This is a genomic window from Bacillus sp. FDAARGOS_527, assembly GCF_003812125.1.
Lineage (GTDB): Bacteria > Bacillota > Bacilli > Bacillales > Bacillaceae_G > Bacillus_A > Bacillus_A paranthracis.
In genome coordinates this window covers 3,166,344-3,182,734 of the sequence record NZ_CP033795.1, presented here as the reverse complement: position 1 = coordinate 3,182,734, position 16,391 = coordinate 3,166,344, and the positions used below count along the sequence as shown (strand labels likewise).

The window sequence follows — 16,391 nt, the reverse complement described above, 5'->3', positions numbered from 1 at the left end:
AGATGGATCTTCAAAAATTTGATGAGATGATTGATACTGTACAAAGAGCAACATGTATACAAATTAATGAAAAACAAAAAGAAGCTTTTAAACAAAAATATGATTTTGAACCGAATTTCGAATATGGAAGAGATGAGAAAGGGCATTACGTTATTCGAACTTCAAAAAAGATGCTAGAAGAAATGGAATTTTATTTGGCATTGAAATATGATCGAGATGGAGTTGACCTTTACATGGAAGCGGAGATTGATGGTATATATCATGTATCTGTTAGCTATAGTGAAGACGCTTTGCACCTACAAGAATTGTTTCAATTTCTAGAAGAAAAAAAATAAAAGTCCTCATTTGAGGACTTTTATTTTTAATTTTGTAATTATAAGCTAGAAGCACGGCGGCATCGTTCCATTGGGAATGGAATAACTTGTGCGATGTGATTAGGACCAAATTGTTTTGTACGAGCATGGCGTATTATATAAAATGCACACAGAATTGAAACAGGAATAGCACCGAACAAACCAAAAAATAAAGCGCTTACACAAGATGCAACAAAACCTAAAACACCAACTTCTAATTCTTCCATAATAGCTCCTAGAATAATAGGAAGTGCTCCACACGTAACCCCTAGTATAAGTGCGATAAGTAAACTCATGATTATCCCCCTCTGTTTGCGATATTTTTTCCTTCTTAGTTAATTGTAGTATATCATATATAAAACAGAATTTTCAGAAAAAATTCAAAAAAAGTTCAATAAATGTTCAAAAAGTATTAATAAATATACTTGAAAAATTGAAGGAAGAGATTGTACTGAAAAGAAGGAATAATACGGTTAGAACCATAAAAAATCAGGCTTATTTCAAAATGAAATAAGCCTGTTCCATAGGAGGATGTATATATGTAGAGTGAATAAAAGGTTGGAAAAGGGGGTCCAAGACCTTTTATTCAACTAACTACCTTAATAGATTGGAACCCAACCTTCAGTTGTAACAAAAATACGAATAGCTACAACTTGACGATCATCTTGCAAGGTAAAATAATGTCTTGCATTTTCAGGAACAGATATGAGATCGCCTGGCTCAAGTTCAACGTCAAAGAATGTCCCATCTTTTCCTTCAATGGCAAAGATGCCATGACCACTAACAATAAAGCGAACTTCATCATCAGTATGATGGTGTTCTTTTTGAAAATTAATTAATAATTCGTCAAGGTTAGGTGTGCTATTTGAAAGTGAAATTACATCATGTGCTTTATAACCTCGGCGTGCTGAAACATCAGCAATTTCTTTTGAAAACACAGCTAATATTTCAGCTTTGTTTTCATCTGTTAATGAGTAATTTTCTTTTAAATGAGTAGGAAGTTTGGAAATATTCCATTTCTCATATAAAACGCCTTCCTCTTGTAGAAATTTTGATACTTCCACTTCATTTTCAATGCGAGTATTTATTTCATGAATACGAATTTGCGCCATTAGAAACGCCTCCTTGAATTGATAATAGTTTTATATGAAATTGGAATAAAAACTCATAAGCTTCTAATCTTTTCTTTGCATCAAAGCTATCTCGGCCCCATACGGTAATACCATGGTTACGGATTAATACTGCCCCCGAATCTCCCTGTATATGCTTGCGGAAGTTTTCTCCAAGCGTTGGGATATGAGCATGGTTTTCGATAATAGGAATGTGAATTGTTGCATCTTCTTCCCAAATATCGAGAGCTTTAATAATTTCTTGATTTTGAAGTGTGACTGCATCACTATATAAATTTGTGATAACATTGTTATCAGTTGTATGAACATGAAGGACACACCCAGCATTCGTATTGTTATAAATATGTGTATGCAAGATTGTTTCTGCTGAAGGGCGTAATTCAGTCTCTAATACGGGAACCCCTAGATGATCTACTAGTAGAAAGTCATCTGGAGTCGTTTTTGTTTTATCTTTACCGCTTGCTGTAATGAGAAAAGTGAGTGGTTCATGACTAACCTTTATAGAAATATTACCACTCGTTGCTGGAAACCAATTTCGTGTTGTTAATTCTTTTTTTATCTCGCTTAAGTCATACCATTGACGAAAAAGTTGTTTCATAATTTCACCTCCAACAAATGTTTTAATTCAGTTTGAACATCGTGAAACGTTTCAAATGCTGTATAAGAAATATGATTTTCTTCGCATTTTGTAATAAGGAAATCACGAGCGAACACTTTATCCGCTTGTTTCGCAGCTTGTAAATCGGTAATTGAATCTCCAATTACAATATGGAAGTCATTCGTATCACTCAATTTACGGATGAGTGATGATTTACATAATCCGCAATGATTTTGACAAAGACGATCACAAGGATGAGGCCAATTCACCGTAATGTATTCATTTGAAAAATCTGTTTCATTACAGTAAATTTGCTCTTTTGGAATGAGTCCTTGTAAGAGTGGATAGACGAAGAAATCCATTCCACCTGATATAACATAAAAGGAAATATTGTTTTCATTTACAAATTGTATAAATTCATGAAAACCGTTACGAATTTCAGCAGTCTCTATTAAAAATTGAATAATTTCATCGTGCAGATTAGTAGGTATGAATTGAAATAATTGAGAAACACCTTCTTGAATAGATAGCTCTTGTGATAAAATTCTATTCTTTACTTCTTCAGCTTCTGGTGGTGCGAATTTTTCCATAATGGACATAATGTTATCATTATTTGTAATCGTGCCATCGAAATCACAAAATACTTGAATACTCATAATTTCACCTCATGAGAGGGATTTCCCCATATTTGTAGTGCGCTATGCAAATTTATGTCATCTACTTCATGGAGTGGTTTATTTTGCAAAGTAGCATCAATTGCAGCACGGAAAGCTTTACCGCCGCCCTGCGCCCCATTTGGATGTCCATGTATTCCGCCACCAGCATTAATAACAACATCTTTACCGAAATCTCGTACAATAAAGGGAACGAAACCAGGATGAATACCAGCAGACGGAACAGAAAAGCTCTTCTTGAAAAATGCATCGTCTTCAGTTAAATATTTTGAGATAGCAAGAGCCTCCTCTTTTTCTAGCGCAACACTTCCGTATGGAGATGGGAATAATGAAAAGTCAGCCCCAGCATAACGTAGTAGCTTTCCAAGTAATAATGGTGATGAAACTCCATATAACTTGGATGCTGAATAAGCACCACTTACAGCAGGATGTGCCATAATAGGAACTGGGATTTCATCATCTTCTGCAAGTGATTGTAGTACATCTAGTCCGTAAGAGAATACGTTAAATAATAGAATATCGGCTCCAGCTTGCACTGCACGTTTCGCATTTTCTTTTAAATCAAAAGTTCGTCCTGTTAAATTTACGGCATATAACGTTTTATGTCCGTACGTTTCATATACGGATTGTAAAACTTCTTTTCCAGATACGATGCGTTTCGTAAGTGGTGTTAATGCATTTTCAAATAATATTTCATCATCTTTTACGATATCTACACCACCAATTGCTTGATCGCGTAATTGCGTTTTTAAATACCCAATATTTCGTCCAATCATTCCTTTAAAAATACTCATTAAAAGGGGACGATCATGTACTTGTAAAAGATTTCGAATACCATCTATCCCGAATTTTGGACCAGGAAAATGTTTTTTTAACTCGTCTGAAAAAGTTAAGTCAATTAATTTTACTTCGCCATCAAGAGATAGCTTTCCGAATGTAGTTGTTAAAATAGCTGGTAAATCTGGACTGAAATTTAATAACGGATATTCAATTTTAATAATTCCGCGTTTTACTTTTTTACGTAAATACGAATTGGTATGTTCATGTTCAGCTAATTCCTCAACATGAATGACGTTGCCTTTATGTTGTTTTAATTGTTCTTGCAATAAATGTGGCAAATGTGTCCAAGAGCCAATTGTTAAACCGAGTGCAATTTGTTCAGCTTTTTTTTCTAAGTTATGTGAATCATCATGGATTAAATATGTCGCTATAATTCCGCTCATTGTTATAACCTCCTAGTTAAATAAAAAAACCTCTCAGCTAAGGAGAGGTTTTTTTACAACCAGCTCCTTATCTGTCAGCGTAATGCTGCGAGAATTAGCACCGTGTCTACAATTGTAGATCGGTTGCCGGGTTTCGTCGGGCTCGTCCCTCCACCTGCTCTTGATAAGAAGTATTTAGAAATGTTTAAATTTTTAAGATAACTGAATTTTGTCAGATATTTTTCATGTTGTCAATTACTTTTTGAAAAAATTTAATTTATCAATTCGATTAATGGCTTCTCGTAATCTATCTTCTGTATGCAAGAGACCAACACGGACGTACCCTTCACCATACTCACCAAATCCAACACCAGGAGCAACTGCGACATGTGCTTTTTCTAGTAAAATATTAGAAAATTGCTCAGAAGTATATCCTTTTGGAACAGGAAGCCATGCAAAAAATGACCCTGTTGGAATGTCTACATTCCAACCAATTGAGTGACAAGCTGAAATAAGAGCGTTTCTTCGAGATTCGTAACTATTTACAAGGTCTATGACGCAAGACTGTGAACTTAATAGTGCTTCGCGGGCAGCATCTTGAATGGCACCAAAAATACTAACATACATATGATCTTGTAATAAGTTAATTGTTTCAATGACACTTTCATTCCCTACCGCAAAAGCGATGCGCCAGCCAGCCATATTGAAAGTTTTCGATAATGTGTAAATTTCGATTCCTGTATCTTTGGCACCATCTGCTTGTAAGAAACTAACAGGTTTTTGACCATCGAATCCAATCGCACCGTAAGCAAAATCATGAACGACTAATATATTATGTTTATTAGCAAAATGAATGGTTTCATCAAAGAAATCTTTTGATGCAGTAGCACCGGTCGGATTATTTGGATAGTTTAAAAACATTAATTTTGCACGCTCGGCAATAGAGTCGTCAATTTTTGTATAATCCGGTAAAAACTTATTTTCTGCAATAAGCGGCATTGTTTCAAATTGTGCTTTCGCTAAAGCAACTCCTGATAAATAATCTGGATAGCCTGGATCGGGAACGAGAATGGTATCACCAGGGTTTGTAAAGCAAACTGGTAATTCTACTAATCCAGCCTTTCCACCAAACAATATAGCAACTTCAGTTTTCGGATTTACTACTACATCATATTCACGTTGATAGAATGTTGCCACGGCTTCTTTTAAGCTTTCATGTCCGCGAAATGGCGGATATTTATGATGAATGGTCTTGTCTGCAGCATCTTGCAAAGCTTTTACGATATGCTGCGGTGTTGGTTGATCTGGATTACCTTGACCTAGATTAATAACATCGTGACCAGCTGCTACAACTTTGTTAACTTTTGCAACAAGTGAAGCGAAAAATTGTGTTGGCAATGATGTTACTATCTCAGAAGGTTGAAATGATTTCATACTTTCCACCTCTTTTGAAAGTTGTTACAATTCTAGTGACAAATGATATAATCTTTCCAGTATTTTGTAAAGAAAAAAATAAGAATGGGGCTGAAAAAATGAAAGTCGCATGTATTCAAATGGATATTGTCTTTGGAGATGTAGAAAAAAATATTGAGAATGCTAAAAATAAAATAAGTGAAGCGATGAAAGAAAGACCAGATGTTATTGTTTTACCAGAACTATGGACAACAGGTTATGATTTAACGAGACTCTCTGAAATTGCAGATAGGGATGGATTGGAAACGAAAGAAAAGTTGATAGAATGGTCGAAACAATATGGTGTACATATTGTTGGTGGTTCTATAGCAAAGCAAACGGAACAAGGTGTTACAAATACAATGTATGTTGTAACGAATAAAGGAGAACTAGTCAATGAATATAGTAAAGTGCATTTATTTCAGCTTATGGATGAACATAAATATTTAATCGCTGGAAATCGTACTGGTGAATTTAAGTTAGATGATGTAGAGTGCGCCGGCACCATTTGCTATGATATTCGTTTTCCGGAGTGGATGCGCGTTCATACTGCTAAAGGTGCAAAAGTTTTATTTGTTGTAGCTGAATGGCCATTAGTTCGTTTAGCGCATTGGCGTTTACTATTACAAGCAAGAGCAGTTGAAAATCAGTGTTATGTTGTAGCATGTAATAGGGCAGGGAAGGATCCAAATAATGAGTTTGCTGGCCATTCTTTAATTGTCGATCCTTGGGGCGGTGCGACACGTTCCTAAGTGAAAAGCTTAGGCATTGTCGAACTTACAGTTCAACAGTGAACTGTCATTCCAAGAAGTCAAATGATAGGGTAACGCCTTGAAGGGCTTCCTTTAATACTCCGACATGCAGTGAAGTTAGCAAGAACTGAACTGTATGAAGCTCGGTGAAGTCGGTTGAGAGTTACCGTAATCCTATAGGATACGAAAGTCACTCAGAGGTGGGTGGTGTAACCTATAAACCGGAAGTCTATAAATTACCTATGGTTAGTATGCACTATGAACCAATAGAGTATGGTATGTGCGGACGAATCTCTGATGGTACGGGTCTATATCGGAAGTAAGTCGAAAGGCTTACTGACACAATTAGTGTCGCTACTGTGGATGAGTAAAACTCGCCTTTATGAAAGTCCATATATTGTTACAGGCAATATCAAGGTAGCAGGCTCATAGGAGAAACCTAACGGTATATGCACAGATAGGAATGACGGAACGTGGTAAGCTGTCAACACTGAGGGCTTGCTTCCGATGAAGTGGTTCTAGGGAAAACAATTGTAAATTGTATAACCTAGGTTTATGACAGTGAAAGTGGTGGCACAGTACCTATGAAACGTGTAATGAACGTGGAGGGATAGCCACTAGTCGATTGAAAACTGACTGTTACTTATGGTTGACATGGTTTCGAGTAAGACTAAAGAGATGTAAACCTCCAGTAAATAAGGGGAGGTTACAGCCCATGTTAAAGAAAACTAAACTAAGGCACAGTGAATATTACGACATGCAAAGAAAGTATGATGAGTTATATTCTAATAGCCTTAATGGTAACAATTTCTATAAATTAATTGATATTATCGGTTCGGAAGAAAATATTAGATTAGCATACCGCAACATCAAAACTAATAAGGGGAGTAACACGGCTGGAGTTGACAATTTAACCATTAAAGATATTTGGCACCTAAACGATACAAAGATTATTCATGAAGTTAGGAAACGATTAAATAACTATCAACCACAAGCAGTTAAAAGAGTCCTTATCCCAAAAGAGGGCAGTGATAAGAAGCGACCCCTGGGGATTCCAACAATTTGGGACAGATTAGTACAACAATCTATCCTCCAAGTATTGGAACCTATTTGTGAAGCTAAGTTTCATAACCATAGTTATGGATTTAGACCGAACAGAAGTACACACCATGCACTAAGTAGAGTTGTAAGTCTTATTAACATAGGTCACCAACACTACTGTGTTGATATTGACATTAAGGGGTTCTTTGATAATGTATGCCACAAAAAGCTATTAAGGCAAATGTGGACTCTGGGAATAAGAGACAAATCACTTCTATGTGTTATTTCAAAAATCCTTAAATCTGAGATAGAAGGAGAGGGTATTCCCAATAAGGGTACTCCGCAAGGAGGAATTATTTCTCCTTTACTTTCCAACATTGTTCTAAATGAACTTGATTGGTGGATAAGTAGCCAATGGGAAACCTACAAACCTCACAGAATCTCTACTCGGCATTTAGGGTTTCGACAATATGCTAGGAAGTACACGAATCTAAAATGTGGTTATGTAGTGAGATACGCGGATGACTTCAAAATAATGTGTCGGACTTATGATGAAGCACAACGCTTTTATCATGCGACAGTTGATTTTCTCAAATCCCGCTTGGGATTAGAAATTAACCCCAAAAAGTCCAAAGTGGTTAATCTCAAGAAAAACTCGTCAGTTTTCCTTGGATTCAAAATCAAAGTGGTTAAACAAGGTAAAGCTAAATTTGGATATATTGCAAAAACCAGTATGTCCGACAAAGCTATTACAAAAGCTAAAAGACAACTAAAAGAACGAATCAAAGGAATTCAAAAGGAGCCCACTTCAGAGAAAGTTACTCAATTTAATTCAACCCTTCTTGGTATACAAAATTACTTTAAATATGCGGTTACAATTTACATGGATTTAACGGAGGTAAATTACTCTCTGCGAAGAGTCATAAGAACCAGACTTAGAAACAATATGAAGCACATGAAGTTCTGTGAAACATCTGTGAATTTTAAAAGGAAGACCAAAGGAATACAACCTAACACTAAGATTTACGTTGTACAGAACACTCCACTCTTACCAGTTACAGGAATACATCATAAAAACCCGTGGAATTTTTCGCAGGTTATCTGTAACTATACGGAAACGGGGCGTAATAAAGTACATAGTAATCTTAAGGCAATACCTAAGGATGTTCTCAACCAAGTTATGAGGACTTATTCGAAGAATAAAAGTATTGAGTACAACGATAATAGGATATCAAAATACGTTGCTCAATATGGTAAGTGTTATGTAACTGGTGAGGAAATTGGTATTGAACGTGTTCATTGTCATCACATTGTTCCCATTAAACAAGGTGGGGATGACAAGTACAACAACTTGGTAATTGTAGATTGGTTTATACACAAACTGATTCACATGACGAATCTTAATAAGATTACACATTACCTTCGGTCTTTTAAACTTAACAAGAAACAAATGGATAAACTGAATGTGCTAAGAACTAAAGCTGGAAATGAACCGATAGTAACATAATTTGATTTTAAAGTCAGTTGGAAACGATGGAACGCCGTATGCTAGGAAACTAGCACGTACGGTGTGAGGTGGGGGAAAAGGTGGAGATTACATCAAAGCCTTACCTATCATCATAAGTTGTTGTAGAAGCAAATGAAGAAGAATCAATTCTATTTGGAGAGCTTACATTCGAGAAAATTAAAGAAGTACGCAAAGGAATTCCAGTTTTTGCGGATCGACGTCCAGAATTATACAAATAAAATGTTGACAAGTGATTTTTATTCTTGGTATAGTCTTCAACATAAAGTTAAAAATTCTAAAAAATTATACAACTCTTATCAAGAGCAGGTGGAGGGATTTGGCCCGATGAAGCCCAGCAACCGACCGTAATACCATTGTGAAATGGGGCGTTTATGACGCCAAAAGGCACGGTGCTAATTCCAGCAGAAAGTAAAACTTTCTGGCAGATAAGAGGGGAGAAGATAAACTTCAAACCTCTTTCTTAGTGGAAAGAGGTTTTTCTGTGTTAGAAAAACCTCTGAATTAAAAAAAGGGGGAGAAGACGATGGGATATTATTCATTAACAGAAGTAACCGCTGTACAATATGCGAAAGAACATGGCTATTTTGAAAAGAAAGCAAATGTAGTTTGTCATGAAATTGGAGATGGAAATTTAAATTACGTGTTCAAATTAGATGATGGAGAGAAGTCTATTATAATAAAACAAGCACTACCATATGCGAAAGTAGTTGGTGAGAGCTGGCCGTTGTCTATAAAAAGAGCGACGATTGAAAGTAAGGCGCTGCAAATTTTTGCAAAGTATGTGCCGGAATATGTGCCGGTAGTGTATAGTCATGATGAAGAATTAGCGGTAACAATCATAGAAGACTTATCAAAATTAACTATTACAAGAAAAGGATTAATAGATGGAGAAGAGTATCCACTTCTATCCCAGCATATCGGTCGTTTTCTAGCGAATGTTTTATTTTATACTTCAGATTTTGGTTTACAGTCAGAAGAGAAAAGGGTACTAGAAGGTACATTTGTAAATCCAGACCTTTGCAAAATTACAGAAGATTTAGTGTTTACAGATCCGTTTGGGCATTACGATACGAATGATTATGAGTCGGAGTTACAATTGGCTGTAGATGAACTATGGAGTGATAAAACTTTAAAACTAAAAGTAGCGCAATATAAATATAAATTTTTAACGAGAAAAGAGGCACTCATTCATGGAGATTTACATACTGGAAGTATTTTTTCATCACCTTCTGAAACGAAAGTGATTGACCCAGAATTTGCAACGTACGGTCCATTTGGATTTGACATCGGGCAATTTATTGCAAATCTATTATTAAATGCTCTATCTAGAGAGGAAGAACAGAGAAGTGTGCTATTTTTCCATATTGAGAAAACATGGAGCTATTTCGTAGACACTTTTACGAAGTTATGGATTGGAGAAGGTGTAGAAGCATATACGAAAGAGAAACAATGGTTGCCGATTATTTTGCAAAATATTTTTACGGATGTGGTCGGATTTGCTGGATGTGAGCTTATCCGAAGAACAATTGGCTTAGCACATGTAGCTGATTTAGATGAAATAGCAAATAAAGAAACGAGAATTCAAGCTAAGAAACAAGCGTTATCCTTAGGTAGAGAACTAATAAAATATGAATCTAAGAACGCTGATATTCAACTGTTCCGAGCATTATTCCAACAGACAGTTTCTGGAGGGGTAAAAGCATGAGTACAGTTGTTACGATTCCGAGGTCTGTCAGTTGGAAAGGTGATGCCATTGCAGTATTAAATCAAACAAAGTTGCCGCATAGCACAGAATACAAAACATTAACGACGATTGAAGAGGTATGGAAAAGTATTGTCATGCTAGAAGTACGAGGAGCACCTGCAATTGGAATTGTAGCTGCATTTGGCTTGGCGCTTGCATCAAAAAAATATACTACTTTACATATTGAAGAATTTCAAAAGAAGTTTAATAGAGATTGTAATTATTTAGGGACGTCACGCCCGACAGCAGTCAATTTATTTTGGGCAATCGATCGTATGAGAGAATCTATTCAAGAAATTACTACAATAAAAGAAGCGCAAAAAATATTAGAAGAAGAAGCGCTTCGTATTCAGCAAGAAGATGAAGCGGTATGCCGGAGTATTGGAGAACATGCATTAACATGCTTTAAAGACGGTGATAACATTTTAACAATTTGTAACGCTGGCAGTATTGCAACTGCTAAATATGGTACTGCATTAGCACCGTTTTATATTGGGAAAGAAAAAGGTGTACATTTACATGCATATGCATGTGAAACGAGACCGGTTTTACAAGGCGGTCGCTTAACGACCTGGGAATTAAAACAGGCAGGTATTGATGTAACACTTATTACAGATAATACGGCAGCTCATGCTATTCAAACGAAAGAAATCAACGCAATTATTGTAGGAGCGGACCGAATTGTCGCAAATGGGGATACAGCAAATAAAATCGGAACGATGAATTTAGCTATATTAGCAAAGTATTTCGATATCCCGTTCTACGTTGCAGCTCCACTATCTACATTTGATATTACGAAACAAACAGGTGCAGAAATTGTTATTGAAGAAAGAGATGAAACAGAAGTTACGAAAATTTTTGGGAAACAGGTAACGCCAGTTGGAACTACTGTTTATAATCCTGCATTTGATGTAACACCGAATGAATTAATTACAGGTATTATTACTGAGCAAGGTATTATACGTGGAGATTATAAGCGAGAAATTGCATCATTGTTTGAAAAAACAAGCTAATACATAATAGCTTGTTTTTCTATGCCTAAATGTGTTCTTTTTTCTTATTTATATAATGAAGGGAGGAGAAAAAGATGGAAGAGTGGATCAAGATGATAGGTAATGTAGGGTTTCCAATTGTTGTAACATTATATTTACTTCATCGAATTGAAAGTAAATTAGATGGGGTAATTGTTGCAATAGAGAAGTTGCCACGGCAATTACTACAGTATGATGATCCTCGCGATAAAAAATAAAGTTTGCTCTTCGTGAGCAAACTTTATTTTTTATTGAGCAGTATAACCACCATCGATAACGACAGCTTGTCCAGTTATACCTTTAGCTTTTTCGCTCGCTAAAAACATCGCATAATCAGCAATCTCTTGTACTTGTAATAAGCGTTTTTGTGGGACAAGTGGATAAATGACATCCTCTAAAACATTTTCAAGTGGTACATTTCGTGTAGTGGCCAAGTCTTGTAATTGATTCCGTACGAGAGGGGTATCGACATAACCGGGACAAAGCGCATTAACAGTAATTCCGTGAGTAGCCCCTTCTAAAGCGGCAACTTTTGTTAATCCAATTACACCATGTTTTGCGCTATTATAAGCAGCTTTTCCAGCGAATCCAACGAGGCCATTAATGGAAGCTACATTAATAATTCGGCCATATTTTTGCTTTTTCATAATGGGAAAGGCATGCTTAACGGCGATAAAAGGAGCGATTTGCATAATTTTAATGAGTAGCTCGAATTTTTCGGTTGGAAAATCTTCAATTGGTGAAACGTGTTGCATGCCTGCGTTATTAATTAATATGTCTAATGAACCGAAATGAGTAACAGTTTGAGAAATGGATGCTTCTATTTCTTCTTCGGATGTAACATCACATTTTAAGCCGATAGCTTGAAAGCCCTCTTTTTGTAGTTGTTCAGCAGCTTCTTTTGCACGTTCTTCAAGACGATCGGTAATAACAACTTTTGCCCCTTCTTTTGCAAAAGCGTTTCCCATTTCATATCCAATACCACTTGCAGCACCTGTTAAAAAAACAACTCGATTTGTAACCATGATGAAAAACATCCCTTCGTAATAAAGTTCTCATATTGCTCTATTTAGAGAGTGGATAAGAAAAATCCTGCAAAGATTTGGAAAAATATTGTTGGCTATCTTGTTTTGCAAAATAGTCTCTGCTATACTATTTTGTAAAGCAAGATACTTACGCTTATCTATCTTGTAAAACAAGATAGTAGGAGGATTTGAATTATGTCGACAAGTCAAATGCTGAAAGGGATTTTAGAAGGATGCTTACTTGCTATTATTTCTGAAGGTGAAATATACGGTTATGAAATGAGTGAGAAGCTAGCAAAGTATGGCTTTACAATGGCGAGTGAGGGAAGTATTTATCCGTTATTAATACGAATGCAAAAAGAAGGATTCATAAAAAGTGTAATGAAGGAATCCCCATCTGGTCCAAAACGGAAGTATTATACGTTAACAGAAAATGGCGAAGATGCACTGGATGAATTTATGGATCGCTGGGAAGCGATGCAAAGTAGTGTGGAACGTCTACTTGAAGGGAAGGGGAGAAGAAAATAATGCTATCAAATGAAGCACGAAAATTTTTATTAGATATGAGATTGTTTTTGACTGCAAAGAGTGTGAAAGAAAGCGATATTGAAAGCTTTATTGAAGACGCAGAACTTCATTTAATAGAAGGTGAGAGTGATGGGAAAAGTGTAGAAGAAATTTTCGGAAGCTCACCGAAAGAATATGCAAATGAACTTGTAAAAGTGATGGAAAGGGATAGACAGGAAACGTGGAAGCAAATTGGTTTTACAGTAATGAATATCGTATCGTTTTGGATTATTGCTTCTATCCTAATAGTGAATAACGGATTATTACAGATGTCACTTATTCAGTGCGTTGGATATAGTTTGTCATTGATTTTAGTTGTGATAGGTCCTAATTTTCTACTTCGCAAAATGACCTTCGTAACAAGTTTTACAAAAACATGGTTTGCTATGTGGTCGTTAGTCATAATCGCACCAATGTTTCTAATAGGGGCTGTAACGATATTAGATGTGATTTATCCTACAAAAATGTTTATATTCACCCAAATGCAAAGTTATATATTAGCTGGTAGTATTTTCATCATTACAGTAGCAATAAATATATATTTTAATGGATGGTTTAAAAACTTATATTTAATCATCCCGCTTTCTATTATGTTAGTGTTTAAAACATTTACATCAGAAGACCTTGTTCCAATGTTATTTCAAATTATATGTTTATACGGAAGTTTGTTTATTTTAATTTTTGTTGAAATTATGATGAAGACGAATAGAAGAGAAGCGATTAAATAAGGGAGGGAGTATCATGCAGATTTCTAAAGAAGGAGAAAAGTTTTTAATCGATACGAAAGTGTATTTAACAACAAAAGGAATGAAAGAAGAAGATGTGGATGCCTTTTTAGAAGATGCAGAGCTTCATTTAATAGAAGGTGAAAAAAGAGGCAAGAATGTAGAGGATATATTTGGTGATTCACCAAAGGAATATGCAAATCAACTTGTAAAAGAAATGCAAGTTGATTATAAACGGAATTTAGGATGGCTAGCTACAGCTGTTATGAGTATATTATGCTATTGGACTATTCCAGATCTTTTATTTCGAAATTTAAATGAACCTTATACCATTTCTTTAATAGGATTAATCGGATATCCGGTTATCTTACTGTTAATGATTATGGGAGGGGTTTTATTTTTAAGAGGTGCTAGTTTTCAAAGGAGTATGTTGAAAAAAGGCTTACTGCTATTTGGAGCAGTAATACTCACTTATTTACCAATATTAATAATGTTCTTAAAGGGTTGGTACAGTTTGCCTTTATATGAACTCCCTCAATTAGGAAGATATTTAATTGGAGGAGTTATGCTATTGATAACAACGATTGTGAATGTTCGGTCTCTTGGTTGGATTGGTTTACTTGTTTTAGGAATCCCAATTTTTATGATATTTATGGTTGAACAAATAGTAAGAGTGTATTTCTAAGAAGAAGCTCTAGAAATACAAAGGATAATCATAATTATACTGTATATTATGATATGTTTTGTTCTTCGGTTTAATAGGAAAGTGGCTGCTCTGGATATGCAAAAAAATATTTCCAAAGAAATATTATATAGAGATTTTTAGAGTAATTGTATTTATGTTTAGTTGTATATTTGCATCCGTTGCAGCCGGAATGTGGTTTATTGATTGGAATCTATTGTTTTAAACAGTAACAAAATCGTTACTGTTTTTTTCTTTGCAATAAAGAGCTTTGTAAAGAGAGTGCTTTTTGTTCGTTCGTTAATAGGGATTGAATAGGAACATTTTCAGGGCGTGGGACTATCGGATACATAAGATTTGTTGGAGAAGGATGGTGCTCCGAGCCAGTTGGGGAATGAGGATCTGCGTGAGTAAGTTTTCCGTGAACACGTCTTGTAAATAAAATATGACCAATTTCATGAGCGAGCGTATATATATTTTTCATAGGAGCAGCCGAGTTTGTTAAAACGATATACCCTGTAAGTTGCTGTTGTTTTGCTAAAGAGTAGGCACAGGCAATTACTGCTGTTTCTTTGAAATAATCACTGCCAATATAACAAATGTAAAGGTCGCATGCAGGAGCTTCATTTACACAAGTTTGAAAAAAGGATGCTAATTTTTCCTGACTTTGAATAGAATCTTTATAACTAATTTCACGGTCAGAAAAACGAAAAAGTTCATTTAAAACAATTACTTCTTGAATTTGAAATGTAATGGGGTGCCAAATTGACTCTGCAACTGCTAAATCTTTTGCAATACGGTCATCAGAAATATCGGCGCCTGGCGTAATGCAAATACATATATTGACGTATGGATCCATAAGGAACACCTCAACTGAAAAAATTCTTTCTATAATATATGTTGGGAAAAGATCCTATGTATGGATAAACGCCTTGTTTATTACAAGTCGAAAAAATTTCATAGTTCTATAACATGGTTTGGCTGTCTTTTTGATATAGTAAAGGAAAGGGGGAGAATATATGTATACATTAAAAATCGTTTCAGACAGAGAAGCACTGTATCAATTTGCAAGTTATGTAAGAGTTGTACAAGGGGTGGAAGATGTATATGTAGAGGTGGGAGAACCTTTATATGAACATCCTTTAATGAAATTTTATGTACATATTAAGCTTGAGGAAACATATGAGCAACATAAAGCGTTACAAGAAATAGCAAGATTAGTAGAATTAGGGCGTTTTACATATGTCCATTATCGTAATGATGAAATAGAAGAAGCTTTTGAAGCTGTAAAATATGAAAGTTTTAAGAAATAAAGGTGAAAAAAGGGAGCGAAAGCTTCCTTTTTTCTTTAAAATTACATCAACAAAAGGAGAAAAATTTTGTTATGATAAGGGAGGGTGAGGAAAGGAGAGTTTACATATTGGGGTATATTGAAGAGTTACGCAAAGTCGTTGGTACAAGGCCGCTTATTCTAGTAGGATCAGCAATTATTATCTTAAATGATAATCAAGAAGTATTGCTTCAATATCGTTCAGATACATATGATTGGGGTGTACCTGGTGGAGCGATGGAGCTAGGAGAAACGACAGAAGAAACTGCTCGTAGAGAACTATTTGAAGAGACGGGACTAAATGCGAAAATTATGCAATTTATCGGGGTTCTTTCGGGAAAAGAAGTGTACTTCCAATATCCAAATGGAGATGAAATTTTTAATGTCATTCATCTGTATCAGGGGCATCATGTGAGCGGGGAATTAAGGCTTGACCATGAAGGATTACAGCTTCAATATTTTCCTGTAGATAAGTTACCGAATTTGAATAAAACAACTGAGAAAATTTTACAAAAATTTCTATATGCATTAACAGAATAGAAGGTTAATTCCTTCTA

19 protein-coding genes, 2 pseudogenes and 2 riboswitches are annotated in these 16,391 nt (G+C 35.4%); of the genes and pseudogenes, 13 read left to right on the top strand and 8 right to left on the bottom strand.

Annotated features, from left to right (window positions below; all coding sequences use genetic code 11):
* The first annotated feature begins 2 nt into the window (after positions 1–2).
* Complete coding sequence (locus EGX95_RS18990; protein ID WP_000365613.1) at positions 3–335, top strand: DUF3909 family protein; 333 nt, start codon at positions 3–5, stop codon at positions 333–335.
* Between the two features lie 38 nt (positions 336–373).
* Here EGX95_RS18990 and EGX95_RS18985 read toward each other — a convergent pair whose 3' ends face one another.
* The 6 genes from EGX95_RS18985 to EGX95_RS18960 form a co-directional block, all read right to left on the bottom strand.
* A complete protein-coding gene (locus EGX95_RS18985) occupies positions 374–649 on the bottom strand; it encodes a hypothetical protein (protein WP_000054669.1) in 276 nt (91 codons plus the stop codon).
* A gap of 303 nt (positions 650–952) precedes the next feature.
* Positions 953–1,465, bottom strand: coding sequence for a 1,2-dihydroxy-3-keto-5-methylthiopentene dioxygenase (locus tag EGX95_RS18980; RefSeq protein ID WP_000057306.1), 513 nt, complete (start codon positions 1,463–1,465; stop codon positions 953–955).
* Positions 1,443–2,081, bottom strand: a complete 639-nt coding sequence (locus tag EGX95_RS18975; RefSeq protein WP_000811326.1) for a methylthioribulose 1-phosphate dehydratase — start codon at positions 2,079–2,081, stop codon at positions 1,443–1,445. Before EGX95_RS18975 ends, EGX95_RS18980 begins: the two co-directional genes overlap by 23 nt.
* A complete protein-coding gene (gene mtnX, locus EGX95_RS18970; protein WP_000027468.1) occupies positions 2,078–2,737 on the bottom strand; it encodes a 2-hydroxy-3-keto-5-methylthiopentenyl-1-phosphate phosphatase in 660 nt (219 codons plus the stop codon). The genes EGX95_RS18975 and mtnX overlap by 4 nt, the downstream gene beginning before the upstream one ends.
* Positions 2,734–3,978 carry a 2,3-diketo-5-methylthiopentyl-1-phosphate enolase gene (gene mtnW / locus EGX95_RS18965; RefSeq protein ID WP_000014185.1) on the bottom strand — a complete coding sequence of 415 codons (1,245 nt, stop codon included), beginning with the start codon at positions 3,976–3,978 and terminating at the stop codon, positions 2,734–2,736. Before mtnW ends, mtnX begins: the two co-directional genes overlap by 4 nt.
* Before the next feature lie 64 nt (positions 3,979–4,042).
* Positions 4,043–4,148: riboswitch (SAM riboswitch) on the bottom strand.
* A gap of 64 nt (positions 4,149–4,212) precedes the next feature.
* The gene (locus tag EGX95_RS18960) at positions 4,213–5,391 is read right to left on the bottom strand and encodes a pyridoxal phosphate-dependent aminotransferase (protein WP_000834735.1); all 1,179 of its coding nucleotides are present in this window, start codon (positions 5,389–5,391) and stop codon (positions 4,213–4,215) included.
* 14 nt (positions 5,392–5,405) lie between these two features.
* Here EGX95_RS18960 and EGX95_RS18955 point away from each other — a divergent pair, with 14 nt between their 5' ends.
* The 6 genes and pseudogenes from EGX95_RS18955 to EGX95_RS18930 all read left to right on the top strand — a co-directional run bounded on the left by EGX95_RS18955 (position 5,406) and on the right by EGX95_RS18930 (position 11,723).
* Positions 5,406–6,161 carry a carbon-nitrogen family hydrolase gene (locus tag EGX95_RS18955; RefSeq protein WP_140421434.1) on the top strand — a complete coding sequence of 252 codons (756 nt, stop codon included), beginning with the start codon at positions 5,406–5,408 and terminating at the stop codon, positions 6,159–6,161.
* A gap of 715 nt (positions 6,162–6,876) precedes the next feature.
* A complete protein-coding gene (ltrA, locus tag EGX95_RS18950; RefSeq protein WP_000914978.1) occupies positions 6,877–8,709 on the top strand; it encodes a group II intron reverse transcriptase/maturase in 1,833 nt (610 codons plus the stop codon).
* Positions 8,710–8,825: 116 nt separating this feature from the next.
* A pseudogene (locus EGX95_RS18945) lies at positions 8,826–8,948 on the top strand (carbon-nitrogen family hydrolase); the annotation flags it as partial.
* Between the two features lie 72 nt (positions 8,949–9,020).
* Positions 9,021–9,162: riboswitch (SAM riboswitch) on the top strand.
* A 91-nt stretch (positions 9,163–9,253) separates the two neighbouring features.
* Positions 9,254–10,435 (top strand): S-methyl-5-thioribose kinase, encoded by a 1,182-nt coding sequence (mtnK, locus tag EGX95_RS18940; RefSeq protein WP_000542705.1) that lies wholly within the window; start codon positions 9,254–9,256, stop codon positions 10,433–10,435.
* Entirely contained in the window at positions 10,432–11,487 is a 1,056-nt protein-coding gene (gene mtnA / locus EGX95_RS18935) for an S-methyl-5-thioribose-1-phosphate isomerase (protein ID WP_000109054.1), read from the top strand. Before mtnK ends, mtnA begins: the two co-directional genes overlap by 4 nt.
* A 74-nt stretch (positions 11,488–11,561) precedes the next feature.
* Positions 11,562–11,723: a YvrJ family protein gene (locus EGX95_RS18930; RefSeq protein ID WP_000393331.1), complete on the top strand. Its 162-nt coding sequence runs from the start codon at positions 11,562–11,564 to the stop codon at positions 11,721–11,723.
* A gap of 30 nt (positions 11,724–11,753) precedes the next feature.
* On the opposite strand, the gene EGX95_RS18925 is transcribed toward EGX95_RS18930, so the two are convergent.
* Entirely contained in the window at positions 11,754–12,530 is a 777-nt protein-coding gene (locus tag EGX95_RS18925; RefSeq protein ID WP_000258438.1) for a 3-hydroxybutyrate dehydrogenase, read from the bottom strand.
* 195 nt (positions 12,531–12,725) lie between these two features.
* On the opposite strand from EGX95_RS18925, the gene EGX95_RS18920 reads away from it, so the two are divergent.
* The 4 genes and pseudogenes from EGX95_RS18920 to EGX95_RS31070 form a co-directional block, all read left to right on the top strand.
* Positions 12,726–13,058 carry a PadR family transcriptional regulator gene (locus EGX95_RS18920; RefSeq protein ID WP_000107966.1) on the top strand — a complete coding sequence of 111 codons (333 nt, stop codon included), beginning with the start codon at positions 12,726–12,728 and terminating at the stop codon, positions 13,056–13,058.
* Positions 13,058–13,825, top strand: coding sequence for a DUF1129 domain-containing protein (locus EGX95_RS18915; RefSeq protein WP_000950442.1), 768 nt, complete (start codon positions 13,058–13,060; stop codon positions 13,823–13,825). The genes EGX95_RS18920 and EGX95_RS18915 overlap by 1 nt, the downstream gene beginning before the upstream one ends.
* A 13-nt stretch (positions 13,826–13,838) precedes the next feature.
* Positions 13,839–14,507, top strand: coding sequence for a DUF1129 domain-containing protein (locus EGX95_RS18910; protein ID WP_001167281.1), 669 nt, complete (start codon positions 13,839–13,841; stop codon positions 14,505–14,507).
* Positions 14,508–14,559: 52 nt separating this feature from the next.
* Positions 14,560–14,730 (top strand): annotated as a pseudogene (locus EGX95_RS31070) (DNA-binding protein); the annotation flags it as partial.
* Between the two features lie 15 nt (positions 14,731–14,745).
* Here the strand turns inward: EGX95_RS31070 and EGX95_RS18900 are convergent.
* Positions 14,746–15,363, bottom strand: a complete 618-nt coding sequence (locus tag EGX95_RS18900) for an ImmA/IrrE family metallo-endopeptidase (RefSeq protein ID WP_000371611.1) — start codon at positions 15,361–15,363, stop codon at positions 14,746–14,748.
* Between the two features lie 160 nt (positions 15,364–15,523).
* Between EGX95_RS18900 and EGX95_RS18895 the strand changes: the two genes are divergently transcribed.
* Entirely contained in the window at positions 15,524–15,817 is a 294-nt protein-coding gene (locus tag EGX95_RS18895; RefSeq protein ID WP_000288327.1) for a DUF3928 family protein, read from the top strand.
* A 107-nt stretch (positions 15,818–15,924) separates the two neighbouring features.
* Positions 15,925–16,374 (top strand): NUDIX hydrolase, encoded by a 450-nt coding sequence (locus tag EGX95_RS18890; protein ID WP_000540524.1) that lies wholly within the window; start codon positions 15,925–15,927, stop codon positions 16,372–16,374.
* Positions 16,375–16,391 lie beyond the last annotated feature (17 nt).